At 70.2% G+C, this 26,010-nt stretch carries 23 protein-coding genes; 10 read left to right on the top strand and 13 right to left on the bottom strand.

What is annotated here, in order from left to right:
- Positions 1 to 23: 23 nt before the first annotated feature.
- Genes A7U43_RS22845 through A7U43_RS22835 form a run of 3 tightly spaced genes read right to left on the bottom strand, consistent with a single transcriptional unit; the run spans position 24 to position 4,661 of the window.
- Entirely contained in the window at positions 24 to 2,345 is a 2,322-nt protein-coding gene (locus A7U43_RS22845; RefSeq protein ID WP_067999650.1) for a CaiB/BaiF CoA-transferase family protein, read from the bottom strand.
- A 5-nt stretch (positions 2,346 to 2,350) separates the two neighbouring features.
- Positions 2,351 to 3,568 carry an acyl-CoA dehydrogenase family protein gene (locus A7U43_RS22840; RefSeq protein WP_067999647.1) on the bottom strand — a complete coding sequence of 406 codons (1,218 nt, stop codon included), beginning with the start codon at positions 3,566 to 3,568 and terminating at the stop codon, positions 2,351 to 2,353.
- A 1-nt stretch (position 3,569) separates the two neighbouring features.
- Positions 3,570 to 4,661 carry an acyl-CoA dehydrogenase family protein gene (locus A7U43_RS22835; protein ID WP_068003488.1) on the bottom strand — a complete coding sequence of 364 codons (1,092 nt, stop codon included), beginning with the start codon at positions 4,659 to 4,661 and terminating at the stop codon, positions 3,570 to 3,572.
- A 128-nt stretch (positions 4,662 to 4,789) separates the two neighbouring features.
- Here A7U43_RS22835 and aroQ point away from each other — a divergent pair, with 128 nt between their 5' ends.
- Positions 4,790 to 5,233, top strand: a complete 444-nt coding sequence (gene aroQ / locus A7U43_RS22830) for a type II 3-dehydroquinate dehydratase (protein WP_067999645.1) — start codon at positions 4,790 to 4,792, stop codon at positions 5,231 to 5,233.
- A complete protein-coding gene (locus tag A7U43_RS22825; protein WP_067999643.1) occupies positions 5,230 to 5,607 on the top strand; it encodes a hypothetical protein in 378 nt (125 codons plus the stop codon). Before aroQ ends, A7U43_RS22825 begins: the two co-directional genes overlap by 4 nt.
- Here the strand turns inward: A7U43_RS22825 and A7U43_RS22820 are convergent.
- From A7U43_RS22820 to A7U43_RS22810, 3 genes are read right to left on the bottom strand one after another with little or no spacing between them, the layout of a single operon-like run.
- Complete coding sequence (locus tag A7U43_RS22820) at positions 5,604 to 6,089, bottom strand: GNAT family N-acetyltransferase (protein ID WP_067999641.1); 486 nt, start codon at positions 6,087 to 6,089, stop codon at positions 5,604 to 5,606. The two genes, A7U43_RS22825 and A7U43_RS22820, sit on opposite strands and share 4 nt — an antisense overlap.
- Positions 6,086 to 7,189, bottom strand: a complete 1,104-nt coding sequence (locus A7U43_RS22815; protein ID WP_067999639.1) for an isochorismate synthase — start codon at positions 7,187 to 7,189, stop codon at positions 6,086 to 6,088. Before A7U43_RS22815 ends, A7U43_RS22820 begins: the two co-directional genes overlap by 4 nt.
- Positions 7,171 to 7,785, bottom strand: coding sequence for an acid phosphatase (locus tag A7U43_RS22810; protein ID WP_067999637.1), 615 nt, complete (start codon positions 7,783 to 7,785; stop codon positions 7,171 to 7,173). Before A7U43_RS22810 ends, A7U43_RS22815 begins: the two co-directional genes overlap by 19 nt.
- A 58-nt stretch (positions 7,786 to 7,843) precedes the next feature.
- Here A7U43_RS22810 and A7U43_RS22805 point away from each other — a divergent pair, with 58 nt between their 5' ends.
- On the top strand, positions 7,844 to 8,638 hold the full coding sequence (locus tag A7U43_RS22805) for a ParA family protein (RefSeq protein WP_082902264.1): 795 nt from the start codon (positions 7,844 to 7,846) through the stop codon (positions 8,636 to 8,638).
- Between the two features lie 3 nt (positions 8,639 to 8,641).
- On the opposite strand, the gene A7U43_RS22800 is transcribed toward A7U43_RS22805, so the two are convergent.
- A complete protein-coding gene (locus A7U43_RS22800) occupies positions 8,642 to 9,895 on the bottom strand; it encodes an Rv3212 family protein (protein ID WP_067999633.1) in 1,254 nt (417 codons plus the stop codon).
- Positions 9,896 to 11,401: a DEAD/DEAH box helicase gene (locus tag A7U43_RS22795; protein ID WP_067999630.1), complete on the bottom strand. Its 1,506-nt coding sequence runs from the start codon at positions 11,399 to 11,401 to the stop codon at positions 9,896 to 9,898.
- Between the two features lie 295 nt (positions 11,402 to 11,696).
- Between A7U43_RS22795 and A7U43_RS22790 the strand changes: the two genes are divergently transcribed.
- Complete coding sequence (locus A7U43_RS22790) at positions 11,697 to 12,413, top strand: ferritin-like fold-containing protein (protein ID WP_067999629.1); 717 nt, start codon at positions 11,697 to 11,699, stop codon at positions 12,411 to 12,413.
- Between the two features lie 4 nt (positions 12,414 to 12,417).
- Here A7U43_RS22790 and A7U43_RS22785 read toward each other — a convergent pair whose 3' ends face one another.
- Positions 12,418 to 13,302, bottom strand: coding sequence for a hypothetical protein (locus tag A7U43_RS22785; protein WP_067999627.1), 885 nt, complete (start codon positions 13,300 to 13,302; stop codon positions 12,418 to 12,420).
- Positions 13,303 to 13,515: 213 nt separating this feature from the next.
- Between A7U43_RS22785 and A7U43_RS22780 the strand changes: the two genes are divergently transcribed.
- On the top strand, positions 13,516 to 13,764 hold the full coding sequence (locus A7U43_RS22780) for a DUF3107 domain-containing protein (protein WP_067999625.1): 249 nt from the start codon (positions 13,516 to 13,518) through the stop codon (positions 13,762 to 13,764).
- 20 nt (positions 13,765 to 13,784) lie between these two features.
- On the opposite strand, the gene A7U43_RS22775 is transcribed toward A7U43_RS22780, so the two are convergent.
- Positions 13,785 to 14,444: a TetR/AcrR family transcriptional regulator gene (locus A7U43_RS22775; RefSeq protein ID WP_067999623.1), complete on the bottom strand. Its 660-nt coding sequence runs from the start codon at positions 14,442 to 14,444 to the stop codon at positions 13,785 to 13,787.
- A gap of 123 nt (positions 14,445 to 14,567) precedes the next feature.
- Here A7U43_RS22775 and A7U43_RS22770 point away from each other — a divergent pair, with 123 nt between their 5' ends.
- From A7U43_RS22770 to A7U43_RS22760, 3 genes are all read left to right on the top strand, one after another.
- Positions 14,568 to 15,827 (top strand): DUF3152 domain-containing protein, encoded by a 1,260-nt coding sequence (locus A7U43_RS22770; protein WP_418287657.1) that lies wholly within the window; start codon positions 14,568 to 14,570, stop codon positions 15,825 to 15,827.
- Between the two features lie 96 nt (positions 15,828 to 15,923).
- Positions 15,924 to 17,099 (top strand): adenylyltransferase/sulfurtransferase MoeZ, encoded by a 1,176-nt coding sequence (gene moeZ, locus A7U43_RS22765; RefSeq protein ID WP_067999621.1) that lies wholly within the window; start codon positions 15,924 to 15,926, stop codon positions 17,097 to 17,099.
- A 37-nt stretch (positions 17,100 to 17,136) separates the two neighbouring features.
- On the top strand, positions 17,137 to 17,991 hold the full coding sequence (locus A7U43_RS22760) for a TIGR02569 family protein (protein WP_067999618.1): 855 nt from the start codon (positions 17,137 to 17,139) through the stop codon (positions 17,989 to 17,991).
- Between the two features lie 59 nt (positions 17,992 to 18,050).
- Here A7U43_RS22760 and A7U43_RS22755 read toward each other — a convergent pair whose 3' ends face one another.
- Both A7U43_RS22755 and A7U43_RS22750 read right to left on the bottom strand, forming a co-directional pair.
- Entirely contained in the window at positions 18,051 to 18,347 is a 297-nt protein-coding gene (locus A7U43_RS22755; protein ID WP_068003482.1) for an MGMT family protein, read from the bottom strand.
- A gap of 3 nt (positions 18,348 to 18,350) precedes the next feature.
- On the bottom strand, positions 18,351 to 19,142 hold the full coding sequence (locus A7U43_RS22750; protein WP_067999615.1) for an alpha/beta fold hydrolase: 792 nt from the start codon (positions 19,140 to 19,142) through the stop codon (positions 18,351 to 18,353).
- Between the two features lie 71 nt (positions 19,143 to 19,213).
- Between A7U43_RS22750 and A7U43_RS22745 the strand changes: the two genes are divergently transcribed.
- Together A7U43_RS22745 and A7U43_RS22740 are read left to right on the top strand one after the other, a co-directional pair.
- On the top strand, positions 19,214 to 22,321 hold the full coding sequence (locus A7U43_RS22745; protein WP_067999612.1) for an ATP-dependent helicase: 3,108 nt from the start codon (positions 19,214 to 19,216) through the stop codon (positions 22,319 to 22,321).
- The gene (locus tag A7U43_RS22740; RefSeq protein ID WP_082902466.1) at positions 22,261 to 25,611 is read left to right on the top strand and encodes an ATP-dependent helicase; all 3,351 of its coding nucleotides are present in this window, start codon (positions 22,261 to 22,263) and stop codon (positions 25,609 to 25,611) included. The genes A7U43_RS22745 and A7U43_RS22740 overlap by 61 nt, the downstream gene beginning before the upstream one ends.
- Here A7U43_RS22740 and A7U43_RS22735 read toward each other — a convergent pair.
- Positions 25,596 to 26,000, bottom strand: coding sequence for a DoxX family protein (locus A7U43_RS22735; protein ID WP_067999611.1), 405 nt, complete (start codon positions 25,998 to 26,000; stop codon positions 25,596 to 25,598). The genes A7U43_RS22740 and A7U43_RS22735 overlap by 16 nt on opposite strands.
- Positions 26,001 to 26,010 lie beyond the last annotated feature (10 nt).

The following is a 26,010-nucleotide window of genomic DNA, read 5'->3' as shown; positions in this document are numbered from 1 at the left end:
AGGCCGGTGGCCCGGCGGCCAGGTCAGCGTGGTTGCGCGGCCACCTGCGCCACGGTCTCCAGCACCCCGGCGGCGACCAGCTCGTCGATCTCGGCCGCGCCCAATCCCAGCAGCTCGGCGGCCAGCTCGCGGGTCTGCTCCCCGAGCAGCGGCGCCTGCCCGAGTGGGGGATCGGCGATGCGCTCGGAGCGGATCTGGACGTTCTCCAAGATGTAGGGCTCCCGGCCGTGCGGGTGCAGTTCTTCCCGGAAGGCGCGGCGTTCGATGTAGTAGGCCCAGTGCGGGACGTCGGCGGCGTGCAGTACCGCACCCGCGGGGACCCCCGCCGACTGCAGCAGGTCCATGGCCCCACCTGCGCTGTGATCGGCGGTCCACTGTGCCAGCGGCCGGTCCCCGATGACGGTGCGCAGCGCGCGGTCGTCGGCGTCGTCGCGGACGGTCACCGCGACCCACGCGTCGTCGCCCTTGGCCGGGAACAGGCCCCAGGGGTGTTCGTGGCGGTGCTCGGGCAGGTCGAGCACATCGGCGGCGATCTCGGCGGCCAGGTGGCTGATCATCACCTCGGACTGGGCGACGCTGGCCGCGCCGCCGGTGCCGGTGCGCTCCCGGCGCAGCAGCAGGGCCAGGGCGGCGAGCGCCCCGATCCGGGCGGCGACGTGATCGGGGTAGACGGTCACGGCGTCGCAGAAGGCATCACGGCTGACCGGGTAGGCCCACCGGTCGGTGAACCCTGCGGCGGCCCGCACCAAGGGTCCGTAGCCGAGCCGGTCCGCCCACGGCCCGGTCGGGCCGAAGGCCGAACTGTCGACGACGACGATGCCGGGGTTGATGCGGCGAAGGGTGGCGTGGTCCATGCCGAGGGCGGCGGCGACACCGGGTTTGAAGTTGGTGAGGACCACATCGGCGGATTCGACGAGGCGGTGCGCCAGCGCCTGGCCCTCGGCGATCCGCAGGTCGATGCCGATGGATCGTTTGTTGCGGTGGCCGGCGGCGTAGGTGTGCGATATCGACGCCAGGTTGCCGCGCAAGCCGTCCGGGAACGCCGAGTTCTCGATCTTGACGACATCGGCGCCGAGGTCACCGAACAGCCGGCCGGTGTCGCTGCCCACCACGATGACCCCGAGGTCGAGCACGCGCAGGCCCTCCAGCGGGAGCCCTTCGTCGCGGCGCGTGCGCGCGCCGAGAATGCTGGCGCGTACCGGGCGTGCGGCCGGAGTGGCGGGGCAGGTGAGTGTGCTGGCGCGGTGGCCGTCGATCTCCACGACGCCGACCGGGACCGGGACCGTCGCCCCGGTGCCGAGTTCGGCATCTCGAAGTTCGACATCTCGGAGTTCGACATCTCGGAGTTCGACATTGCGGAACAGCCCGCGTTCGGTGACGTGTTCGCTGCGCAGCGCTTCGGCGAGCGACAGCACCGCCGCGGTCGGTACCCGGTGGCGTTGCCCCTGCTCCTCAAGTTCGGCGCGGGTCTTGTCGGCGCAGAATCGCCCTATCGCGCCGAGCAACTCGACGGAGGTGAGCCGCTCACGGAGACTGTCGTATTTCGGGTCGGCGAATTCGGCTGGGCGGCCCAGCCATTCGAACATGCCCTGCCACTGTCGTTTGGACAGCAGGCAGATCCGCACGTGGCCGTCTCGGCAGGCGATGATCGGGTACCGCAACTGCTCGGCAGCCCAGTTGCGTTTCTGCGCGCTGAGCGCCACGCCCGCCGAGGCGGTGCCGGCCGTGCCGTACGGCGGATCGAGAGTCTGCATGGCGCCCTCGAGCACCGAGAAGTCGATGAGATCGCCTTCGCCGGTACGCAATCGGTCCAGCAGCACACTGACAGCGAACACCGCGGCCTGCGCGGCGGCGACCTGGTAGGGCAGGTTTCGCCCGGGTGGCACCAGAGGTTCGCGACCGGGGATGCCGGACCGGGACAGTTGACTGGTCAGGGCGTGCAGCACCGGTGTGGTGGCCTGCCAGTTCCGGAATCGGGTGTCGCGGCCGAAATCGCTGACGGACAGGATCACCAGTGCCGGGTTGGCCGTCCGGATACCGCGGACGTCGAGTGCGGCTTCGGCCGCGGAGTCGGGCGCGGTCTCCTCGATGAGGATGTCCGCACCCGCCAGCATGCCCGCCCAGTGTCCGGGATCGTGCGCCGTCACCGTGGACATACCGTGCCGGTTGATGGCGGTGTCGAGCGGGACGGGATCATCGGAGGCGTTGACACCCTGCAGCGCAACGGGGCTGATGTGGGCACCGAGATCGGCCAGCAGCCGCCCGACGGCCGTCATCGGGCCGGTGGTCAGGTCGAGGACCCGGACGCCCGACAGGGGCGGGTCGTAGTCGTTCTGGTGCTGCATCGGGCTCAGTTCCTCCGGGCTTGGCGGAACGGGATATCGCGGTCGACCTCGGGTTCCTTGGGTAGCCCCAGGACGCGTTCCCCGATGATGTTGCGCTGGATCTGGTCGGTGCCGCCGCCGATCGAGGTGAAAAACGCGTTGAGGGTCAGGAAGTTGACGTCATCGGCTTCGGGATTGTCGGCGCCGGCCAATAGCGCCTGCGCGCCGATGATGTCGGTTTTCAGCCGAGCCTCGGCGTGCAGGATGCCCGACATCGCCAGCTTGCCCAGCGACATGACGGGGCTGGAGGAGCCCTGCTTGGCCTCGGCCTTCGTCCGAGCGTTGTTCAGGCTGTTGAGTTCTCGCAGCGCCAGCACCTCGGCCAGCGAGGCGCGGACCGCGGCGTCGTCGAGTCGCCCGTGCTCGCGTGCGAGTTCGACAAGGCTGTTGGCGGCCGACCGGTTGCGCCCGGAGCGGCCGGCCGCTCCCATCAGGGACCGCTCGTAGGCCAGCGCGGTCTGCAACACCCGCCACCCGTTGCCGGTCCCGCCGACGACGTATGCGTCGGGCACCGTCGCATCGGTGATGAACACCTCGTTGAAGTGCGACTCCCCGGTGATCTGGACCAGCGGTCGCACCTCGATACCGGGTTGGTTCATGTCGATGATGAAGAAGGTGATGCCCTGGTGCTTGGGGACATCCCAGTCGGTGCGGGCGATCAGCAGCGCGTAGTCGGAGGTCTGCGCCCCCGAGGTCCAGACCTTCTGGCCGTTGACGATCCATCGGTCATCGCCGCCGCCCTGAGCTCCCGCCTCCCGAACCGCCGTGGTGCGGATACCGGCCAGATCCGACCCGGCGCCCGGTTCGCTGTAGAGCAGGCAGGTCCGGGCGCGCTCGGTCAGGAAATCGCGCAGGAGCGCCGTCTTGAGGTGCTCGGTGCCGAAGGTCAGCACGGTGTTGGCCGGGATGCTGTATTTGTCCTGGCGGGCGCCGGGCGCGCGCACGGCGCGGAACTCCTGGTCGATCACGTTGGCGAGGTGGTTGGGGTATGCCCGGCCGTACCATTCGGTCGGGTAGGTCGGTGTCGCGTATCCGGCGTCGAGCACCTGCTCCAGCCAGGCGATGCGTTCGGGGGAACTCGCCCACGGGTCATCGGATTTCGGCAGTCCGTGCCAGTGCGCGGCCAGCCATTCGCGGACCTCCGCGCGCAGTTCGTCTGCCGAGGGCAGGGTGTTCTCGGTCATCTCAGGCGCCCTTCGACAGCAGGTAGCGCTCGCGGTGGGCCGCGGAGTCGCCGAACAGTTGTAGACCGGTGCGGGCCCGGCGCACGAACAGGTGCGCGGGATGTTCCCAGGTGAATCCGATACCGCCGTGCATCTGGATGGCCTGCATGGCGGTGTCGACATACGCCTCGGCACAGGCGAACCCCGCCAGTGCCACCGCCCCGCCGCGGTTCTCGGCGTCGCCGAACTGCGCCGCGGCGTGCTGGGCCGCGGAGGTGGCCGACTCCACCCGCAGCAGCAGGTCGGCCGCCATGTGTTTGAGCGCCTGGAAGCTGCCGATCGGGCGGCCGAACTGGATGCGGGTCTTGAGGTACTCGACGGTGATGTCGAAGATCCGCCGTGCGCCGCCGGCCTGCTCGCCGGCCAGGCCGATCACCGCGAGATCGAGTGCCTGCTGGACCGCGTCCCAGCCGGCGGTCCCGATGCGCCGGCCCGGGGTGGCCTCGAATGTGTAGCGCGACAACGGGGTGGTCGGGTCGAAGACCGTGGCAGTGGTGCGTTGGAAACCCGCGGCATCGGGTGCCACCTCGAAGACGCCGAGCCCGTCATCGGTCCGGGCGACGACGAGGATGACATCGGCCACCTGACCGTGAGGCACGTATTGGGCTGTCCCGGTGAGGGTTCCGTCGGCGCCGGCCCGGACCTCGACACCGTCGGCGGTCCAGGTTCCGCGCGCGCCGGTGAGTGCGACCGCGCCGATTGCGCTGCCGTCGGCCAGCGCGGGCAGCAGCCGCGCCTTGTCGGACTCGGTGCCGGCGGCCTGGATGAGGGCCACGGTGAGCACCGCGCTGGACAGGAACGGCGCGGGCAGCAGGGCGGCGCCGGTCTCCTCGGCGACGGCCTCGAGTTCGGCTGCGCCCAGTCCGACACCGCCGTATTCGGGCTCCACCAGCAGGCCGACGACGCCCTGGGCAGCCAGCTTGGCCCACAGCGCGCGATCGAACCCGTCCGCGGAACTCATCACCCGCCGGACGTCGGCCTCGGTGCACGCCTCGTGCAGCAGGTCGCGCACGGCGGATCTGAATTCGGCCCGCTCGGCCGTGTCGATGGTCACCCGTTCATGCAACGTGCTCACCGGCCGGCTGTACAGCACGGATCCCGACACCGGCACGTTTCCGATTGGGAAACGCCGCGCCATGGCGGTCTTGGCGCTCGGACCGGGTGCATCGGTACCGTACGGACGTGACCGAACGCCGACTGCTGCTCGTGAACGGCCCGAACCTCAACCTGCTCGGGACCCGGGAGCCGGAGATCTACGGCTCCACCACGCTCGCCGAGATCGAACAGCAGGTGGCCGAGTCGGCCGCTGAACAGGGCTTCGACGTGCGGGCCGTGCAGAGCAACCACGAGGGTGTCCTCATCGACGCCATCCACGCCGCCCGCGCGGACTGTGCGGGCATCATCATCAATCCCGGCGCCTACAGCCACACCTCGGTGGCCATCGCCGATGCCCTCACCGGTGTCGAGCTGCCGGTCGTGGAGGTGCACCTGAGCAACATCCACCGGCGCGAGACGTTCCGGCATCACTCCTATGTCTCCGCGGTCGCCGACGTGGTGATCGCCGGTGCGGGTCCGTCGGGGTACCAGTTCGCGGTGCGCCACCTGGCCGGCCGGCTGTCGTCGTGATCCAGCCGCCGATCGTCCGCTATGTCGGATTCCTGGTCGCGGCCGAGGGGGCGGCGGCGCTGATCATGGCCGTGGTGCTGCTGGTGCGCGCGTTCGCCGGGGCCGATCAGCACATCGTCAACGGCTACGGCACCGCGGTGTGGTTCATCCTGATCGGCGGAGGTGTGCTGGCCGGGGGCTGGGCGCTGATCACCGGCCGGCGCTGGGGCCGTGGGATCGCCGTGCCCACCAACCTGTTGCTGCTGCCGATCGCCTGGTACGTCATCACCAGCCACCACGCGGTCTACGGCATCCTGGTCGGTCTGCTGGCGCTGACCGCGCTGGGCATGTTGTTCAGCCCGTCGGCGGTGCAGTGGATGGCGAGCCGGGACTAGGAACGCCGCGCCGCCAGCGCCGCGAGTTCGGGCCCGGACACCCGGTAGGTGGTCCACTCGGACTGTGGCTTGCCGCCGACGGCGTCATAGAGCGCGATGGCGTTGACGTTCCAGTTGAGCACCGCCCAGCTCAGCCGGGTGTAGCCGTTGGTTTCGCACTCGGCGGCCAAGGTGGACAACAACTTCCGAGCCAGCCCGCGCCGGCGGAAGTCGGGCCGGACATAGAGGTCCTCCAGGTAGATCCCGCAGACCCCGTCCCAGGTGGAGAAGTTCAGGAACCATACCGCGGTCGCCGCGGCGCGGCCGTCGATCTCGACGATGTGGGCGTGCGCGGTCGGCTGATCACCGAACAGCGCTGTGCGCAGCGCGGTTTCGGTGACCACGCACTCCTGGGCGGCGTGTTCGAACTCGGCGAGCTCGCGAATCATCGCGACGATCTCGGCCTCGTCGCCGGGTTGTGCGCGCCGGATCAATTCGCTCATGCTGCCCCCAGCCCTGTCAGGATCGTCCGGAATTTGGTGGTGGTCTCGTCGACCTCGTCATCGGGATCGGATTCGGCCACGATCCCACCGCCGGCGTGCGCAAGCGCGCCGAGCCGGTCCGCGGAGAGCACCGCGCACCGGATGGAGACCACCCAGCGGCCGTCGCCGCGCGCATCGCACCAGCCGACGGCACCGGCATAGAAGCCGCGGTCGCCTTCCAACTCGGTGATCAGCTCGGCGGCCAGATCGGTGGGCACCCCGCCCACCGCCGGGGTCGGGTGCAGGGCGAGCGCTAGGTCCAGCGCCGTGGTGTCCGGCGAGCGCAACCGACCGCGGATCGGGGTGCTCAGATGCCACAGCGCGTCGGTGCCGTGCAGTTCGGGCTCCGCCGCGATCTGCAGGTCGGTGCACAGCGGGTCCAGGGCGCTGCGCATCATCTCGACGACGAGTGCGTGCTCGTGGCGGTTCTTGCCGGATCGCGCCAGCGCCGCCGCGTTGTCGGCATCGACGCGCGGATCGGTCGAGCGTGGTGCCGAACCGGCGAACGGCTGGCAGACCACCTCCGCACCGTGGCGCGCGACGAGCAGTTCGGGGCTGGCACCCACCAGCAGGCTGCCCCGGTACCGCGACCCGGCCGGTGAGAGGTCGGCAAGGTAAACCGTCGCCGCGGGGTCGGCGCGGGCCAGCCGGCGCAGCACCGAGCGGGCATCCCACGGCGCGTCGGCCGTCAGCCGCAACGCGCGCGCCAGCACCACCTTCTGCAGCGCCGACTCCGGTGCGCGCAGCCGGCGCACCGCCTCGGCCACCCGTTCGCGGTGCACCGGTCCGGCCGGCAGGGTGTCGCGGGTGTGTACCACCGGCGCGGCGATCTCGGGCCAGTCCGGCAACGCGTCGACTCTGCGCACGCCGCCCGGAACCTGCAGGGCCGCCGGGCCGGTAAGGTCGAAAGGCAACGCGCCCAACACCATCGGTGCCGATCCGGTGCGCAGCGCACGCTGGGCCGCGGCGATCTCGGAGAACCCGGTGTCGATGTGGTCGGCGAGCAGGGTGCCCGACGGCCCGGACAGGACGAAGGACGGTGTCACGCCGGTGGCAGGCATGGATTGGTGTGCCCGGTCAGTCCGAGCGCGCTGATCTGACGGATGCCCTTCTCGTAGCCGCAGACCGCGATCGAGGCGGCCGCCATCGAGAACCGCACGCCCTCGGAGACGGGCAGTTCAACCCACCGGCTCAGGATCGAGCGGGAGAAATGCCCGTGGCCGACGAACACCACGTCCCGGGATTGCATGTGTTCGAGGGCCAGCGCAATGGCGGCGTCGGCGCGGGCGGACACCTGTGCGGCGGACTCACCGCCGGGGCTCTCGTGCGTCCACACCGTCCAGCCCGGAACCGTCTCGCGGATCTGCGGGGTGGTCAGGCCCTCGTAGGCGCCGTAGTCCCATTCCGCGAGCAGTGGCGATACCTCGTCGACGGACAACCCCGCCAGTTCGGCGGTGACCAGTGCGCGTGTGCGGGGGCTGCTGACGACCAGCGGGTCGCGCAACGCGAGATCGCCGAGGGCGTCGGCGGCCAACGTGGCCTGCTCGCGCCCGACTTCGAGAAGTTCGATATCGGTGCGTCCGGTGTGCCTGCCGCTGCGTGACCACTCGGTTTCGCCGTGGCGCAGCAAGATCAACCGGTGCTGGTGGACGCTCACACCGGCGATTCTGCCGCACGGGGCATCCGTCGCCGCATCCGCGTGCCAGGATGAACGGGTGACGCGAGTATTAGCGGTCGCCAATCAAAAGGGTGGGGTCGCCAAGACGACGACGGTGGCGTCGATCGGTGCGGCGATGGCGGAGAAAGGTCAACGGGTGCTGCTCGTCGACCTCGACCCACAGGGCTGTCTGACCTTCTCGCTGGGGCAGGACCCGGACAAGTTGGCGGTATCGGTCCATGAGGTGCTGCTCGGCGACGTGGAGCCGGGTGCCGCCCTGATCCCGACCGTCGAGGGTATGACCCTGCTGCCGGCCAATATCGATCTGGCCGGCGCCGAGGCCATGCTGTTGATGCGGGCCGGGCGCGAGTACGCGCTGAAGCGGGCCCTGGCCAAGATCGCAGAGGATTTCGACGTGGTGGTCATCGACTGCCCGCCGTCGCTGGGGGTGCTGACGCTCAACGGGCTGACGGCCGCCGATGAGGTGATCGTCCCGCTGCAGTGCGAGACGCTGGCGCACCGCGGGGTCGGGCAGTTCCTGCGGACCGTCAACGACGTCCAGCAGATCACCAACCCGGACCTGAAGCTGCTCGGCGCGCTGCCGACGCTCTACGACGCGCGCACCACGCACAGCCGCGACGTGCTACTCGACGTCGCCGACCGCTACGACCTGCCGGTGCTGGCGCCGCCGATCCCGCGCACGGTGCGGTTCGCCGAGGCCAGCGCATCGGGATCGTCGGTGCTGGCGGGGCGGAAGAACAAGGGCGCCAACGCCTATCGCGAACTCGCCGACTCGTTGCTGAAACACTGGAAGTCCGGCAAAGCGCTGGGCACCTTCGCCCCGGAGGTTTAGCGGCTACGGCGATCCCAGCGCCACGACGGTGTCGCCACGCTGTTCGATCAGGGTGGAACCGGCCGCGGCCGGCACGACCGCCGTCGGTACCGGTTCGCGGTCCAGATCGATATGTCGTATCCCGGTGCCGGTTTCGGCATTGAACACGTCGTAGCCGTCGGTGACCGGGATCAGCAGGTCGCCGGCCATCATGGTGCCCGGGCCGATCGGCGCGCCGCCGGGCGCGGGCGCCACGGTGTACTTGTAGCGCAGACCGGCGGCCTCGAAGACCAACACCGAATCGCCGGTCCACCAGGTGATCAGGTCACCCGCGCGGGACATGGTCGCCGCCTCGGCGGGCGCTCGGTCCAGCAATGTGCTGGCGGTGACCGTGCCGGTGTCGTCGACGACGTTGACCACCGGCTTGGGTGTCGGCAGGTAGACCGCGGTGGTGGTGTCGGAGACCGCGATCACCCGGGCATCGGCATCGGCGGACACACCGGGCTGTTGCTCATACTTGACCTCGGGAACGTCCTCTTCGTCGGACACCCGGAGCAGGGTCAGGCGCATCTCGGTCTGTTCCGGGCAGGACTCCAGCACCGACACCGCGGCCGAACTGGCCGCCGCCGACACCAGCCGGCACAACGGAGACTGCGGCACATCGGGTTTCACGCGGGCGTCGACCGTTCCCCATCCGAGCATCCGGACGATGTCCGAGCGCCACAGCTCAAGGCGACTGTCGCCGGCCGCGAGCACCGTGCTGCCGTCCGAGGACAGTCGCACCTCCCGATCGGCGTAGCCGGTGCGCGCCGGGCCGCGCTTTCCGGTGGAGGCGTCGATGGTGCTCACCTGACCGCAGCCCCGCGAGTCCGGGTACACCGCCACCGCGTACTGGTACACGGAGGTGGCGCCGCACAGTTCGAGATCGCGGGTATAGCTCCACAATTCGGTTCCCGTCGCCGGGTCCCGGCCGGTCACGCCGTTGCCGTCGGCGGTCACCAGTGCACCGGCGACCACCAGCGGCATCGTGGTCTTTGCGCTCGGCGCCGACCACAGTGGCGTGAGGGCGGCCGGCACCCGGGTCGCCGGTGTCAGGCTCGGTACCGGTTGCGCGGCGGGCCTGCTGATGGTGGCCCGTGCGTCGCTGGTCCACCAGACCAGCGCCGCGACCACGGCCACCACCAGGGCAATCGCCGCGGCCGCGATCAGATCACCGCGCGTGCGCCGTTCCGGCGGCGGAAAGCGACGAAGCGACCGGGCAGGTCGGTCAGCACCCACTTAGCCGGCGGCAGGGGTGCTGGACTTGCGCGGACGGCGCCGGCGGCGGCGCTTGGCCGGTGCGTCGGCACCGTCGGAGTCCGAGGATCCCTCGGCGGCGGCGGGGCTTTCGGTGCCCGCCGGCGCGGCCGGGGCCGTATCGCCCTCCGGGTGACCGGTCGCGGGCTGGCCGGCGCGGGTGCGCTGCCGGGTGCGGTTGCGGCTGCGGGCCGGGCGTTCGGTGCGTTCACCCTCGGTGCGGGTCGTGGTCTTGCGTGGCGCGGCGATCGACCCGGTGGCGTCGGCGGGGATCTTCAGCTCTTCGAACAGATGCGGTGAGCTGGAATAGGTTTCGACGGGATCGGGGTTGTTGAGCCCCAGCGCCTTGTCGATCATCGTCCAGCGCGGCAGCTCATCCCAGTCCACCAGGGTGACCGCGATGCCGGTCTTGCCCGCGCGCCCGGTCCGGCCGATGCGATGCACGTAGGCCTGCTCGTCCTCGGGGATCTGGTAGTTGATGACGTGGGTGATGTCGTCGATGTCGATACCGCGGGCGGCGACATCGGTGGCCACCAGCACGTCGACCTCGCCGGTGCGGAACGCCTTGAGCGCCTTCTCGCGTGCGACCTGGCCCAGGTCACCGTGCACGGCGCCGACCTTGAAGCCGCGCTCGGCGAGCTCGTCGGCGACCTTCTGCGCGGTGCGCTTGGTCCGGGTGAAGATCATGGTGGCGCCGCGGCCCTCGGCCTGCAGGATGCGCCCGACCATCTCCACCTTGTCCAGCGCGTGCGCGCGGTAGGCGAACTGTTCGGTGGTGTCGTGGGTCTGCGAGGACTGCGGAGCCTCGGCCCGGATATGGGTGGGCTGGTTCATGAAGGTGCGCGCCAGCGTGATGATCGGACCCGGCATGGTGGCCGAGAACAGCATCGACTGCCGGTCGTCGGGGGTGAGCCGCAGAATCCGCTCGATATCGGGCAGGAAGCCCAGGTCGAGCATCTCGTCGGCCTCGTCGAGTACCAGCACCGACAGGCTGCCCAGCTGCAGGTGTCCCTGCTGGGCGAGGTCGAGCAGCCGTCCCGGGGTACCGACGACGACGTCGACGCCCTTGCGCAGCGCCTCGATCTGCGGCTCGTAGGGGCGCCCGCCGTAGATGGAGGTCACCACGAATTTCCGGTCGGAGTCCTCGGAGACCGCGCGCAGGTACTTCGAGGCGATCTCCAGGTCGTTGTAGACCTGCAGGCAGAGTTCGCGGGTGGGCACCACGATGAGCGCGCGGGGGGTGCCGTTGAGCGGGCGGCCACCGTCGCTGCTGATCCGGTGCAGCAGCGGCACGCCGAAGGCCAGTGTCTTGCCCATGCCGGTGCGGGCCTGGCCGATCAGGTCGTCGCCGGCCAGCGCGAGCGGCAGGGTCAGTTCCTGGATGGCGAAGGCGTGTTCCTTGCCGGTCTCGGCGAGGGCCCGGACGATCTCGTCCCGGACACCCAGCTCGGCGAAGGAAATGTTCGGTTTGCTGTCAAGTGCAGTCATAGTGTGGTCGGCGTAGCTTTCGCTGCCGTCAGCCTTTCGCTTGTCTAATCCTCGTCGCGTCCACGCGCGCACGACGATGACGAGTAAAAGGCGGGTATTCCCAGCTAGACGGGGGATACCGCTCCGTCGGGCCCTGCCGATCGAGGGCGGGCCAAACCACGTGCACGCACATTTCTTCGGTATCGACCGGTGGAAAAAGCCGTTCGCCATGCCCAAAAGATCGCTACCTGTGGTCCATGATAGCTGCTCAACCCGCTACTGGGTCGTCGCATCGCCGCCGGACTAGAGTTGGGCCATGATTTCACCGACGCCGCAGACGTCGCCAACGCAGCCTGTCACCCCCGCTGACGAGCCTCAGGCGCCGGGTGTGTCGGTCGATCATCCGGGTGTCACCGAGCTGTTCGCGCTGCTCGCCTACGGGGAGGTGGCCGCGTTCTACCGGTTGACCGAAGAGGCCAAGATGGCGCCGAACCTGGCCGGCCGGATCAACATGGCCAGCATGGCGGCCGCGGAGATGCGGCATTACGAGGTGCTGCACGAGGCGCTGACCGCCCGCGGCGTGGACACCGTGCCGGCGATGACGCGGTACGCACCCGCGCTGGAGAACTACCACCGCCTGACCACCCCGAGCACCTGGTTGGAGGCGCTGGTCAAGACCTATATCGGCGATGCCCTTGCCGCCGACTTCTACCTGCAGATCGCCGATGCGCTGCCCGCCGAGGCCTCCGGCGTGGTGCGCTCGGTGCTGGCCGAGACCGGACATTCGCAGTTCGTGGTGGGCGAGGTGCGTGCCGCCGTCACCGCCAGCGACCGCCAGCGCCACCGGTTGGCGCTGTGGTCGCGCCGGCTGCTCGGCGAGGCCATCACCCAAGCCCAGTTCGTGCTCGCCGACCATGACGAACTGGTCGATCTGGTGATCAGCAGCAGTGACGGGCTCGCACAGCTCTCGGAGTTCTTCGATCGGTTGCAGCGCACCCACGCCAGCCGGATGCAGGAACTCGGTCTGGGCTGACCGGCTACCGGGTGCAGGTCGCGATCATCGAGTTGTTGGCCTGCACTGCCACGGCGGCGCCGCTGCCGTCCACGATCGAGCAGTTGAGCTGACCGCCGACGCTGGTCGCCGTCACCGATGACAGCGATACCCCGGGGTCGAGGACCACGGTCTTGACCCACGGCAGTGCGACGTTGACATCGGTCTGCAACGCGCCCTGCTGGTCGGTGTAGATGACGGTGATCAGATCGATCAGCTGCCGGTTGCCGGTCACGTGATAGGTGACGGTGCGCGCGGCCAGCGCGGGGTCGGCGACCGGCGCCTCCGGGACGACCACCGGAGCCGGTGCGGTGGGGGCCGGCGCGGGGGCGGGTGTCGCGGTGGCGCTCGGGGTCACCGTGGTCACCGTCTCGGGCGGCAGTGACGGGAAGACGGGGGCCGGCGCCGCAGCGCTGGGAGTGGCACTGGCTGAGGGTGCAGCAGTGGGTTCGGCGTCGGCCGATGTGGTGGTGGCGCCGGCGGAGACGGTGCCGCTGTCCCCGCCGCCGAGGATGATGCCGGTGCAGATGACCGCGACCATCAGGATGACACCGGCGACGCCGGCCACCCAGATCCAGCGACGATCCAGCGGCTCGTGGTAGTCGGCCGGGAACTCGTAGTCGGTGTAGTCGGTGTCGGCCTCGTCGTAGGCGAGATCGTCATGAGCCGGGTCGTAGGTGTCGTAGTCGGCGTACGTCGTGCGGGGGACCCGCCCATAGCCGGCGCCCCGCCTCGCGGCGCGTCGGCGCTCGCGGTCGCTGCGGTACGCGGTCTGCTGATCGACCGCGGGATCGGCCGGGGCGGCCGACTGGTAGCCGCTGCCCGGGTAGCTGTCGCGGGTGCTCGCGTAGGGCGCATATTGCCTGCTCATAACCCATTTCCCAGATAGTTCCAGCACGTACTCAACCGATGTTAATGGGGCGAATGTGACAGATGATGTTGGCGCGGTCGCGGTCCGGTCACGGTCCGGACTCGGTCTGATCAGTGCACTTCGCTTACGGCGCAACGACCACGGCGACGCGATCTTCGATGCGTCCACTAGCCTTTGTTGGACGCATCGCCAACCAACCGAAAGGCCCGCAGAGTGGACATCAAGATCGGGGTCACCGACAGCCCGCGAGAGCTGATCATCAGCAGCGCGCAGACACCCGACGAGGTGGAAAAGGCGATCGTCAACTCACTGGGTGACAGTTCGGCCGTGCTCGCATTGAGCGATGAGAAGGGGCGCCGTTACCTGGTGCCGTCGGCGAAGATCGCCTACGTCGAGATCGGTGCCGCCGATATCCGCAAGGTCGGCTTCGGGGTCGGCGCGGAGGCCATCAAGACCAGCTAGTGCTCCGCTGGCCCGGTCCCTCAGGACCGGGTCAGCGGCACATGTGACAGACCGCCCCAGGCGAACTGCACGGTGCCCTCGACCGCCGCGTCCTTGGAGATCGGGCGGTCGTTGTCCAGCCAGTAGCGCGCGCAGTCGACGCTGGTGGAGACCAGTCCGACCGCGATCATCCGGGCGCGGTGCGCCTCCAGGCCGGAATCCCGGCTGATCAGATCGAACACCGCGTCGGTGCAGGATTCGGTGGCCACCTTCACCTGAGCGGCGACCTGGGGTTCGGTGACGTAGTCGTTCTCGAAGATCAGCCGGTAGCCCTGGCTGTCATGTTCGACGAATTCGAAGAAGGCCTGCACCGCCGCGCGCAGTCGCTGCCGGTTGTCGGTGGTGGTGCGCAGCGCTTGGCGCACCCCGGAGACCAGGTTGTCGACATGGCGTTGCAGAACCGCCAGATACAACTCCAGTTTCGACGAGAAGTGTTGGTAGAGAACCGGTTTGCTGACGCCGGCCCGGTCGGCGATCTCGTCCATACCGGCGGCGTGGTACCCGCGGTCCACAAAGACTTCGCTGGCCGCAATGAGCAGCTGGCCGCGACGTTCGTCGCGGGGCAGCCGGTTACCGCGCCGGTTACCGCCGGCGGCCGTCTTGGCGCCCCGCGCTCCCGCGGCGTTGGCGAGATCGCTCATCACGTCCTCAATCTCAAAGTGTGCTGCATACGCTCAGGCGCGGTTGGCGCCTCGCCGGCGGGCGAACCTGCCGATCGCCACGACATTACTACCGCACGGCAACCGCACGCTGGGGAGCGCCCGGTGTCGGTACCTGTGTCGGCGGCGCGGCTGTGCCATCCTGGTGCGGTGACCTACGACCCGGGGCGTCGCGTCGGCGACCGTGCCCGGTTCGGCGGGCAGGAGCGCAGCGACCCGGGAGATCGATTCGGCGGGCAGGAGCGCAGCGACCCGGGGAATCGATACGGCGGGGGAGAGCGCAGCGACCCGGGAGATCGATACGGCGGGCACGGGGTGCGCTATCGCGGCCAGCGCGGCACCGGGCGTACGGACCCGGACCGCATGCCGGTCCGGCGCGATGACCAGCGTGAACCGCTGCGTGCGCAGCGCGATCCGCTGGCCGAGGGCCTGGGCCGGCCGCGGGCGAACCGCGACGAACACCAGCAGTGGCGTAAGCAGACCTGGCTGGGGCGTTTCGTCTCGACCTATGGCTGGCGGGCCTACGCATTGCCGATCCTCGCGGTGGTCACCTGCGTCGTGCTGTATCAGACGGTGGCCGGCACCGGCACGTCTGCCGTCCCGGTCAATGCCGAGGGGCCGGTGCAGGGTCCGCCCACCATCGACGCCCCGAGCACCGCGATCATCGGCGCGCCGCCCAAGGGGCTGACCGAGTTCGACGCCAACCTGCCCACCGGCATCCTTCCCGGCGGCGGCCCGTTCACGCAGGCCGGTGCGAAGACCTGGCACATCGTGCCGGGCACCTCGCCCAAGGTGGGGCAGGGCACCGAGAAGACGTTCACCTACACCGTCGAGGTCGAGGACGGTTTGGACACCGCGTCCTTCGGCGGTGACGAGGGGTTCGCCCGGATGGTCAGCGAGACCCTGGCCAACCCGAAGAGTTGGACCCACAACGCGCAGTTCGCGTTCCTGCGCGTCGACAACGACAGTGAAGGCCCGCCGGACTTCCGGGTGTCGCTGACCTCACCGTTGACCATCCGTGAGGGCTGCGGCTACGACATCCCGCTGGAGGCGTCCTGCTACAACCCGGCCTATCTGGGGGATCAGGCGCGGGTGTTCATCAACGAGGCCCGGTGGGTGCGCGGCGCCACCTCGTTCCAGGGCGACATCGGGTCTTACCGCCAGTATGTGGTCAACCACGAGGTCGGCCACGCGATCGGCTACCGCCAGCACGAGCCGTGCCCCGAGAACGGTGCATTGGCGCCGATCATGATGCAGCAGACCTTCTCGACCAGTAACAACGACGGCGCCCGGTTCGACCCGGAGTCGGTGAAGGCCGACAATCTGACGTGCCGCTTCAACCCGTGGCCGTATCCGATCGCCTGACGCGCACGCCGGGAACGTATTGCGGTGAATTGCTGTTGAGTACCTGTGCCTGGTCTGATTGGCCCAGGAATTCGTCGTCGATTCGAGGAGTGCACGGTGACGTCGTTGCCACCGCTGGTGGAGCCAGCCGCTGAACTGACCCGCGAAGAGGTCGCCCGCTACAGCCGGCACCTGATCATTCCGGATATGGGCGTGGACGGTCAGAAGCGGTTGAAGAACGCCCGCGTGCTCGTCATCGGGGCCGGCGGGCTGGGCTCGCCGACCCTGCTGTACCTGGCCGCCGCCGGGGTCGGGACGATCGGCATCGTCGAGTTCGACGTCGTCGACGAGTCCAATCTGCAGCGCCAGATCATCCACGGGCAGTCCGATATCGGCCGGTCCAAGGCCCAGAGCGCCCGCGATTCCGTGCTCGAGGTCAACCCGCTGGTGAACGTGGTGTTGCACGAGGTGCGCCTGGAGCCCGACAACGCGGTGGAACTGTTCTCCCAGTACGACCTGATCCTCGACGGCACCGACAACTTCGCCACCCGCTATCTGGTCAACGACGCCGCCGTGCTCGCCGGTAAGCCCTACGTGTGGGGTTCCATCTACCGCTTCGAGGGCCAGGTGTCGGTGTTCTGGGAGGACGCCCCCGACGGGCTGGGCCTGAACTACCGCGACCTGTACCCGGAGCCGCCGCCGCCGGGAATGGTGCCCTCGTGTGCCGAGGGCGGGGTGCTCGGCATCCTGTGCGCCTCGATCGCGTCGGTAATGGGCACCGAGGCCATCAAGCTGCTCACCGGTATCGGCGACCCGCTGTTGGGCCGGCTGATGGTGTACGACGCGCTGGACATGACGTACCGGACCATCAAGATCCGCAAGGATCCGGCCACCCCGAAGATCACCGAGCTGATCGACTACGAGGCCTTCTGCGGTGTGGTCTCCGATGCCGCGGCCGAGGCGGCGGTCGACTCCACGGTCACCCCGCGCGAGCTGCGTGAGCTGCTCGATTCCGGGAAACCGGTGGCCTTGATCGACGTCCGTGAACCCGTCGAGTGGGAGATCAACCACATCGAGGGCGCGACGTTGATCCCCAAGTCGGTGATCGAGCTGGGCGAGGGGCTGGCGACCGTCCCGCAGGACAAGACCGCGGTGCTCTACTGCAAGACCGGGATCCGTTCCGCGGAGATGCTGGCGGTGCTGAAGAAGGCCGGGTTCGCCGACGCGATGCACCTACAGGGCGGCATCGTGGCGTGGGCAAAGCAACTCGAGCCCGACATGGTCATGTACTGAGCCCGTCTCGAGGGGCTCACCGCTTAGGCTGACGTGCGTGTCTGACGATCTGCCACCCGACCATGTGATGGCGGCGTTCGGTTTGGCCGGCCTGTCGCCGGTTCCGCTCGGTCCCAGCTGGGAGGGCGGCTGGCGGTGCGGAGAGGTCGTGCTGTCGATGGTGGCCGACCACGCTCGCGCCGCCTGGTCGGCCAAGGTCCGTGAGACGTTGTTCGCCGACGGGATCCGGCTGGCCCGCCCGGTGCGTTCCACCGACGGTCGTTATGTGGTGGCCGGCTGGCGGGCCGACACCTTCGTCGCTGGTACCCCCGAACCTCGGCACGACGAGGTCGTCTCCGCCGCGGTCCGGTTGCACGAGGCCACCGCGAAACTGGAGCGCCCACGCTTTCTGACCCAACCGCCGGTGGCGCCGTGGTCGGACGTCGATGTGTTCATCGCCGCCGACCGCGCGGCCTGGGAGGACCGCCCGCTGCACGGACTGCCGCAGGGTGCGCGGGTGGCGCCCGGCTCGGCGGACGGCCAGAAGTCCGTGGAGCTGATCAACCAGCTCGCCGCGCTGCGCAAGCCGACGCGCAGCCCGAGCCAGTTGGTGCACGGAGATCTCTACGGCACAGTGCTTTTCGCCGGCACCGCGGCACCCGGCATCACCGATATCACCCCGTACTGGCGGCCGGCATCGTGGGCCGCCGGTGTGGTGGTCGTCGATGCGCTGGCCTGGGGCGAGGCCGACGACGGGTTGGTCGAGCGGTGGGCGCCGCTGCCGGAATGGCCGCAGATGCTGTTACGCGCGTTGATGTTCCGGCTCGCGGTGCACGCGCTGCACCCGCGGTCCACCGCGGCGGCCTTCCCCGGTCTGGCACGGACGGCAGCATTGGTCCGGCTCGCCCTCTGATTCCCCCGCGATTTGTGGAGTTTTACCCGTAATGGTTACGGCTTTCGCTCCACAAATCGCTAGAACTCGTGACGGTAGGTGCGCAGCGGGACCCGGCCGTCGGCGGCCAGCACCCCCTCGGCGCGCAGCCGCGCCAACTGCTCGGCCGCCAGGTGTGGCGCCGGCCGTCCGGACGCCGGAACCACCCGATGCCACGGCAGATCCGAGGAGTCGGTGCGCATGACCCAGCCGACGATCCGCGGGCTGGACAGCCCGGCCGCCTCGGCGATATCGCCGTAGGTGCTCACCCGACCGGCCGGGATACCTGCGACCAACGCCCGCACCGTCTCGACCTGGTCCTCGGTGACGGGCGCCATCACTCAGGCCAGATGCCCGCGGATGACGGCCGCGGTCTCTGCGGGCAGCGCCTGGGCGACCATGTGGTCGCAGTCCAGCTCGACCAGTGTGAAACGCTCACCCAGCGCCCCGCGCAGCGCACCGATGAGCTCATCGGTCGCGTACGGCGGCGTGGTGCGGGTGGCGCGGATCAGTGTCGTGGGTGTCGTGCTGGGCGGCAACGGGATCGGCCGGGTCAGCTCGCTCCAGTACGACATCGCGGCCGGGATGCTGATGCGCCAGCCCAGGCGACCGTTGGGGAGTGCGATCAGGTGCTCGTCGAGTTCGCGGGTCAACTCGTCGGGATAGCGGGCGGCGACCTCGCCCCACGACCCGGACAGCTTGTCGGCGGTGGCCTCCTCGCGGTCGGGGTAGTCGGGGGAGGCCAGCATCGCGTCGGCGATCTCGGCCATCCAGGCGCCGTCCAGCGCCACCGCCGGATCCAGCAACACCAGCCCGGAGACCAGATCGGGCCGAGCCGTGGCCAGGGCGAGCGCCACCGCGCCGCCGAACGAGTGCCCGACCACCAGTACCGGCGCGCCTCCCTCGGCGTCCAGCAGCGCCGCCAGCGCCGCCACGTTGGCCTCCACCGTCCACGGCGCCGACCAGGTGGACCGGCCGTGTCCGATCAGATCCGGTGCCAGTACCGAGAACTCGGGCAGGTACCCCTCGGACAGGGTTTCCCAGCGCCGCCCATGCCCGGTGAGTCCGTGCACGCCCAGGATCTGAGCCGGCCGGGAGGGGCCATAACGGTAGGTGTGGAGGCCGTTGGTCACGGCTCGATCGTAGACGCCGCCGTCCGCGCTGGTCAGCGCGACTTGTCAGACCTTCCTGGTGTGATGCCCACATGTCCGCGCCGCACACCGATCTGACTCCCGACGCGCTCACCGCCACCGGTGTGCGCGGCACGGTTCGGGTGCTCGGTGGCGCCGGGACGGGCAAGAGCACCCTGCTCGTGGACACCGCGGCGGCCCATATCGCCGCCGGAGCGGACCCGGAAAGCGTTCTGCTCCTGACGGGTTCGTCCCGGCTCGGTGCCCGTGCCCGCGGGGCGATCACCGCGGCACTGCTGTCGGCGGGGGCGCGCGCCGTGGTGCGTGAACCGCTGGTGCGCACCGTGCACTCCTATGCCTTCGCGGTGCTGCGCCTCGCCGCGCAGCGCAACGGTGATCCGCCGCCGCGGCTGATCACCAGCGCCGAACAGCACGGCATCATCCGGGAACTGCTCGCCGGGGATCTGGAGGACGGCGCACAGCGCTGGCCGTTGCCGCTGCATCCGGCGCTCGGGACGGCAGGCTTTGCCACCGAGTTGCGGGACCTGTTGGCGCGCTGCGCTGAACGCGGCGTGGACCCGGTCGCCCTGCAGCGTCTCGGCAGGCTGTCCGGACGCCCCGAATGGGTGGCGGCCGGCCGGTTCGCTGCGACCTATGAGCAGGTGATGTTGCTGCGCTCCTCGGTGGGAATGGCCGCACCGCAGGCCACCGTGCCGGCATTGGGCGCGGCCGAACTGGTCGGCGCCGCGCTGGACGCGCTGGCACTGGATCCGGGGCTGCTCGCCGCCGAACGTGCCCGGGTCCGCCTGCTGTTGGTCGATGATGCACAGCAGCTCGATCCGCAGGCGGCGCTGCTGGTGCGGGTGCTGGCCGCCGGTGCCGATCTCGCGGTGTTCGCCGGCGACCCTGATCAGGCCGTGTTCGGTTACCGCGGTGGTGATCCTGCGCTGCTGCGCACCGAGACGCCGGCCGTCGTGCTCACCGGATCGCACCGCTGCTCGACGGCGGTGGCCGCCGCGGTCTGCGGGATCGCGCGGCGCCTGCCCGGGGCGGACGGGCGCCGTGAGTTCACCGGGGTACCCGGCCGGTCCGGTTCGGTCGCCGTTCGGATCGCCGGGTCGACGCACGCCGAGGCCACCCTGATCGCCGACGCGCTGCGCCGGGCCCACCTGATCGACGGGGTGCCGTGGTCGCAGATGGCGGTCATCGTCCGGTCGGTGTCCCGCGTCGGTGCCGCACTGGGCCGCACCCTGACCGCCGCCGGTGTCCCCGTCGAGCTGCCCGTCGCCGAGGCCGCGCTGGCCCAGCAGCCCGCGGTTCGTGCGTTGCTCACCGTGGCCGAGGTGACCGCCAACGGTCTGACCGGAGCCGCCGCGATGGATCTGGTGACCGGACCCATCGGCCGGGTCGACCCGGTGTCGCTACGGCAGTTGCGTCGCGCGCTGCGTCGCACGTTCGGCCATCAGCAGGAATTCTCCGAGTTGCTCGCCCGCTCCGTGCGGCGCGTACCCGAAGGTCTGCCCGAGGATCTGGACCGTAACCTGCAGCGGGTTCGGGCGGTGCTGCGGGCCGCCGCGCACAGTCACCGTGTCGGCGAAGATCCGCGAAGCACGCTGTGGCAGGCATGGAATCGCAGCGGGCTGCAGCGGCGGTGGGTGACACTGGCCGATCGTGGCGGGTCCGGAAGCGCCGCCGCAGAGCGCGATCTGGCGTCGGTCACGGAACTGTTCGACATTGCCGACCAGTACGTCACCAACACCACGGGGGCGACGTTGAGCGGTTTGGTCGCCCACGTCGACGCGTTGGAGCTACCGGCCACCGGCATGTGCCCCGGCCGCGAGGACGCGGTGGCGATCTGCAGCCCGCACGCGGCGCTGGAACGCGACTGGGATGTCGTGGTGCTGGCCGGGCTGCAGGAAGGTCTGTGGCCCAACACCGTTCCCCGCGGCGGGGTGCTCGGCACCCAGCATCTGGTGGACGTGCTCGACGGTGTGACCGGGCCGGACGACGGCCCGACGGCCCGACTGTCCACCAGGGCGCCGCTGCTGGCCGAGGAACGCCGATTGCTGATCGCGGCGATGGGACGCGTCCGCGACCGCCTGCTGGTGACCGCCGTCGACAGCGACACCGGCGACACCGCGATGTTGCCGTCGCCGTTCTGCGCCGAGCTTGCCGAGCTGACCTCGGAGAGCTCCGAGACCGGCGCAGAGCGTGAGATCATCCCGGCGCCAAGGGTGTTGACACCGGCAGCACTGGTGGGCCGGCTGCGGGCCGTGGTGTGCGCCCCCGACGGTGAGGTGGACGAATCGGCAAAGTCCGGTGCGGCAATGCAATTGGCCAGGCTCGCCGCGGCGGGGGTGCCGGGCGCGGACCCCGCGCAGTGGCAGGATCGCACCGAGCCCTCGACGGTGGAGCCGCTGTGGTCCGGCGACGACCACGTGAGCACGCTGTCACCGTCCACTCTGCAGACGCTTGCGGACTGCCCCCTGCGGTGGCTGCTGGAACGCCACGGCGGGTCCGACAGCCGCGACGTGCGATCGGCCGTCGGCACCCTGGTGCACGCGTTGGTGTCGGACTCCGCCAAGTCCGAGAGCCAGCTGCTCGCCGAGCTGGAGAGCGTCTGGGCCGCAATGCCATTCGAATCCCAGTGGTACGCAGACAACGAGCTGGCCCGGCACGGCGCGATGCTCTCGGCGTTTGCGCAGTGGCGACAGTCCACCCGCGATCAGCTCACCGAGGTGGGCACCGAGGTGGCCGTCGACGGTATGGTCGCCCCCGGCGTGCGGGTGCGCGGGCGCATCGACCGTCTCGAGCGGGACAACGCCGACCGTTTGGTGATCGTCGACATCAAGACCGGCAAGAGTCCGGCCACCAAGGACGACGCGCAGCGCCACGCCCAGCTGGCCATGTACCAGCTCGCCGTCGCCGAGGGCGTGTTGCCCGAGGGCGACGAGCCCGGGGGCGGGTTGCTGGTCTATCCGGGCAAGACGACGGCCGGGGGCGTCACCGAACGGACCCAGGACGCGCTCACCGAGGACACCGCCCAGCAGTGGCGCGATACCGTTACCGAGGCGGCCGCGGCCACCCGGGGACCGCACTTCGTCGCGCGTGCCAACGCGGGCTGCGGGCACTGCCCGGTGCGCCCCATCTGCCCCGCCCAGAACCCGGAAGGCCGGTCGTGACCGCCGTGCAGCAGTACAGTCCCGCCGAGTTGTCCGACGCGCTGGGACTGTTCGCCCCCACGGCGGAGCAGGCCGCGGTGATCGCGGCGCCGCCGGGCCCGCTCGTCGTCATCGCCGGCGCCGGTGCCGGCAAGACCGAGACGATGGCCGCCCGCGTGGTCTGGCTGGTGGCCAACGGGTATGCCCGCCCCGATGAGGTGCTCGGCCTCACCTTCACCCGCAAGGCCGCCGGCCAGTTACTGCGCCGGGTCCGCACCCGACTGGCCCGACTGGCCGGAACCGGTATCGGCCGCGATATCCGCGGCTCGCACCTCGGTACCGGCGAACCGCCGACCATCAGCACCTACCACGCCTTCGCCGGGGCGCTGTTGCGTGAGCACGGTCTGCTGTTGCCGGTCGAGCCGGATACCCGGCTGATCGGCGAAACCGAATTGTGGCAGTTGGCCTTCCGGGTGGTCTGCGAGCATCCCCAAGTCCTGGACACTGAGAAGACGCCGGCCGCGGTGACGGCACTGGTGTTGCGGCTTGCCGGCGCCTTGTCCGAGCATCTGGTGGACACCGCGGCCCTGCTGGACACCCATACCGAGCTGGAACGTCTGATCCACCATCTGCCGGCCGGCGGCAGCCAACGGGACCGCGGCCCGGCGCAATGGCTGCTGAAGTTGTTGGCCACCCAGCACGAACGCACCGAGCTGGTACCGCTCATCGACGAATTGCACCGCCGGATGCGGGCGGGCAAGGTGATGGACTTCGGGGCCCAGATGTCGGCGGCCGCCCGGCTGGCGGTGGCCGCGCCGCAGGTCGGTGCCCAGCTGCGGCAGCGCTACCGGGTGGTGCTGCTCGACGAGTACCAGGACACCGGACACGCCCAACGGATCGCGTTGTCCTCGCTGTTCGGCGGCGGTGTCGACGATGACCTCGCCCTGACGGCGGTCGGTGACCCCATTCAGTCGATCTACGGCTGGCGTGGCGCCTCGGCGACCAATCTGCCGCGCTTCGCCACCGACTTCCCGCACGCCGACGGCCGCCCGGCGCCCACCCTGGAATTGCGCACCAGCTGGCGCAACCCGCCGGAGGCGCTGCACCTGGCCAACGCGGTGTCCGCGCAGGCCCGCAAGCGGTCGGTGAGCGTGCGCGAACTGTTGCCCCGCCCGGACGCCGAGCCGGGTATCGTGCGCGCCGCCCTACTGAATGACGTTGTCGAAGAGCGTGATTGGGTGGCCGATCAGGTCGCCGCCCGCTACCGGGGTACCCCGACGCCACCGACAGCGGCGGTGCTGGTGCGGCGCAACGCCGACGCCGCACCGATGGCCGAGGCGCTGACGGCGCGCGGGATCCCCGTCGAGGTCGTCGGCCTGGCCGGGTTGCTGGCGATCCCCGAGGTGGCCGATGTGGTGGCCATGCTGCGCCTGGCGGTCGATCCGACCGGCGGTGCGGCCGCCATGCGGGTGCTCACCGGGCCGCGCTGGCGTCTGGGCGCCCGCGATATCGCGGCGCTGTGGCAGCGCGCCGTCGAGCTGGATGTGCCTGCCCCCGGACAACTGGGCACCCTGGAGCGCATCGTTGCCCGCGCCGCGCCCGACGCGGACACCGCCTGCCTCGCCGATGCCATCAGTGACCCCGGCCCGGCCGAGCTGTACTCGCCGGCGGGTTACGCCCGTATCGCGGCGCTCGGCCGTGAACTCAGCGGTCTGCGTGCGCATCTGAGCCATCCGCTACCCGATCTGATCGCCGAGGTGCGACGGGTGCTCGGCGTCGACGTCGAAGCGCGGTCGGCCCGCCCGGTGCCCGCCGGCTGGGGTGGCACCGAACATCTGGACGCCTTCGGTGACGTGGTCGCCGACTTCGCCGCCCGCTCCGACGGTGCTCCGGCCGGATTGCTGGCCTACCTGGACGCCGCCGCGGTCGTCGAGAACGGCCTGGCCCCCGCGGAGGTGACGGTGTCGACCGACCGGGTACAGATCCTCACCGTGCACGCCGCCAAGGGCCTGGAATGGGAGGTGGTGGCGGTTCCGCACCTGAGCGGACGGGTGTTCCCGTCCACCGCGATGGCCCGCACCTGGCTCAGCGATGCCGGGGACCTGCCGCCGCTGCTGCGCGGCGACAGAGCCGTATCCGCGCGCTCCGCTCGCCCGGATGCCCCCGTGAACGAACACGGCGTCCCGGTGTTGGACACCTCCGATGTCAACGACCGGAAGACATTGTCGGACAAGATCGCCGATCACAAGGACATGCTCGCCCAGCGGCGCGGTGACGAGGAACGACGGCTGCTCTATGTCGCGCTGACCCGATCGGAGCACACCCTGCTGCTCTCGGGTCACCACTGGGGACCCACCGAGGCCAAACCCCGCGGGCCCTCGGAGTTCCTGCTGGAACTCAAGGCCATCATCGACGCGTCGGTGGCGGCCGGGCAGCCCTGCGGCGTCATCGACCACTGGGCGCCCGAACCGGCCGACGGAGATCCGAACCCGTTGCGCGGCAGCGTAGCCGAGGCCGTGTGGCCGGTCGAGGCGGCCGGTGACCGGCGCACCCATATCGAGCGCGGCGCCGCGTTGGTGGCCGAGGCCGCCCAGGGGCCGATCGGTGCCGCCGTCGACATGGAGAACTGGGCCGCCGACGTGGACGCGCTGCTCGCGGAGCGGGCCCGCGCCACCGAGCAGCCGCCGGTCGCACTGCCCGGGCAACTCTCGGTGAGCACCCTGGTCGAGCTGAGCAAGGATCCCGCCACGGCGCGACAGCGGTTGCGTCGGCGGCTGCCCACCCGGCCGGATCCACACGCGTTGCTGGGCACCGCATTCCATGAATGGGTGCAGCGTTACTTCCACGCCGAGCGGTTGTTCGATCTGGACGATCTGCCCGGTGCGGTCGACGGCGAGGCCGGGCGGGTGCACGCCGAGGAGCTGGCCGACCTGCAGGCCGCTTTCGCCTCGTCGGTCTGGGCCTCGCGCACCCCGGTCGACGTCGAGGTGCCCTTCGACATGATTCTCGACGGGCCGCGCGCCACCGTGGTGCGCGGACGCATCGACGCCGTCTTCGCCGAACCCGACGGCGGCTCGGTGGTGGTCGATTGGAAAACCGGTGAGCCGCCGTCGACCCCGGAGGCCCAGCGGCACGCGGCGGTGCAGCTGGCCGTCTACCGGTTGGCGTGGGCCGGCCTGCACGGGTGCCCGGTCGAATCGGTGCGGGCGGCCTTCCACTACGTGCGCAGCGGGGTGACCGTCATGCCGGACACGCTGCCCGGCGCCGAGCAGCTGGCCGAGTTGCTGGAGGACGCTCAGGCGCTGCGGTAGATCTTGTAGGCCTGGGCGATCATCGGGATCTGCAACGGCAGCCGGGCCCACGCGCCGATGCGCATCCAGACCGGCTTGGCCGGCTCCTGGGACCACAACCGCACCATGTTGACGTTGGCGGGAAACACCCCGAGGAACAGCACGATCGACGCCAGCGCCCCGACCTTGCGGGTTTTCGGTGCGATCAGCAGGGCGCCGGCGGCGACCTCGGCGACCCCGGAGGCGTGCGTGTACAGGCGGGCGCTGCCGGGCAGCTCGGCAGGCACGATGGTGTCGAACGGCTTGGGCGCCACGAAGTGCAGGACGCCCATGCCGACGAGCCATCCGCCCATCCGGACGGCGCGGGTGGCACTTGCTTGCTGCTGATCTCCGGATGTGGGGGGTGTCATGGTTTCATTG

Origin of the sequence: Mycobacterium adipatum (assembly GCF_001644575.1) — a bacterium.
Lineage (GTDB): Bacteria > Actinomycetota > Actinomycetes > Mycobacteriales > Mycobacteriaceae > Mycobacterium > Mycobacterium adipatum.
The sequence above is the reverse complement of the archived record's forward strand: the minus strand, read 5'-3'. Positions and strand labels throughout refer to the sequence as shown.

Coding starts and splice junctions, on each gene's coding strand:
- A7U43_RS22795 (WP_067999630.1), bottom strand. CDS start 11,401: ATGACTGCACTTGACAGCAAACCGAACATTTCCTTCGCCGAGCTGGGT.
- A7U43_RS22840 (WP_067999647.1), bottom strand. CDS start 3,568: ATGACCGAGAACACCCTGCCCTCGGCAGACGAACTGCGCGCGGAGGTC.
- A7U43_RS22820 (WP_067999641.1), bottom strand. CDS start 6,089: ATGAGCGAATTGATCCGGCGCGCACAACCCGGCGACGAGGCCGAGATC.
- A7U43_RS22845 (WP_067999650.1), bottom strand. CDS start 2,345: ATGCAGCACCAGAACGACTACGACCCGCCCCTGTCGGGCGTCCGGGTC.
- A7U43_RS22815 (WP_067999639.1), bottom strand. CDS start 7,189: ATGCCTGCCACCGGCGTGACACCGTCCTTCGTCCTGTCCGGGCCGTCG.
- A7U43_RS22775 (WP_067999623.1), bottom strand. CDS start 14,444: ATGAGCGATCTCGCCAACGCCGCGGGAGCGCGGGGCGCCAAGACGGCC.
- A7U43_RS22755 (WP_068003482.1), bottom strand. CDS start 18,347: ATGGCGCCCGTCACCGAGGACCAGGTCGAGACGGTGCGGGCGTTGGTC.
- A7U43_RS22785 (WP_067999627.1), bottom strand. CDS start 13,302: ATGAGCAGGCAATATGCGCCCTACGCGAGCACCCGCGACAGCTACCCG.
- A7U43_RS22735 (WP_067999611.1), bottom strand. CDS start 26,000: ATGACACCCCCCACATCCGGAGATCAGCAGCAAGCAAGTGCCACCCGC.
- A7U43_RS22790 (WP_067999629.1), top strand. CDS start 11,697: ATGATTTCACCGACGCCGCAGACGTCGCCAACGCAGCCTGTCACCCCC.
- A7U43_RS22745 (WP_067999612.1), top strand. CDS start 19,214: ATGTCCGCGCCGCACACCGATCTGACTCCCGACGCGCTCACCGCCACC.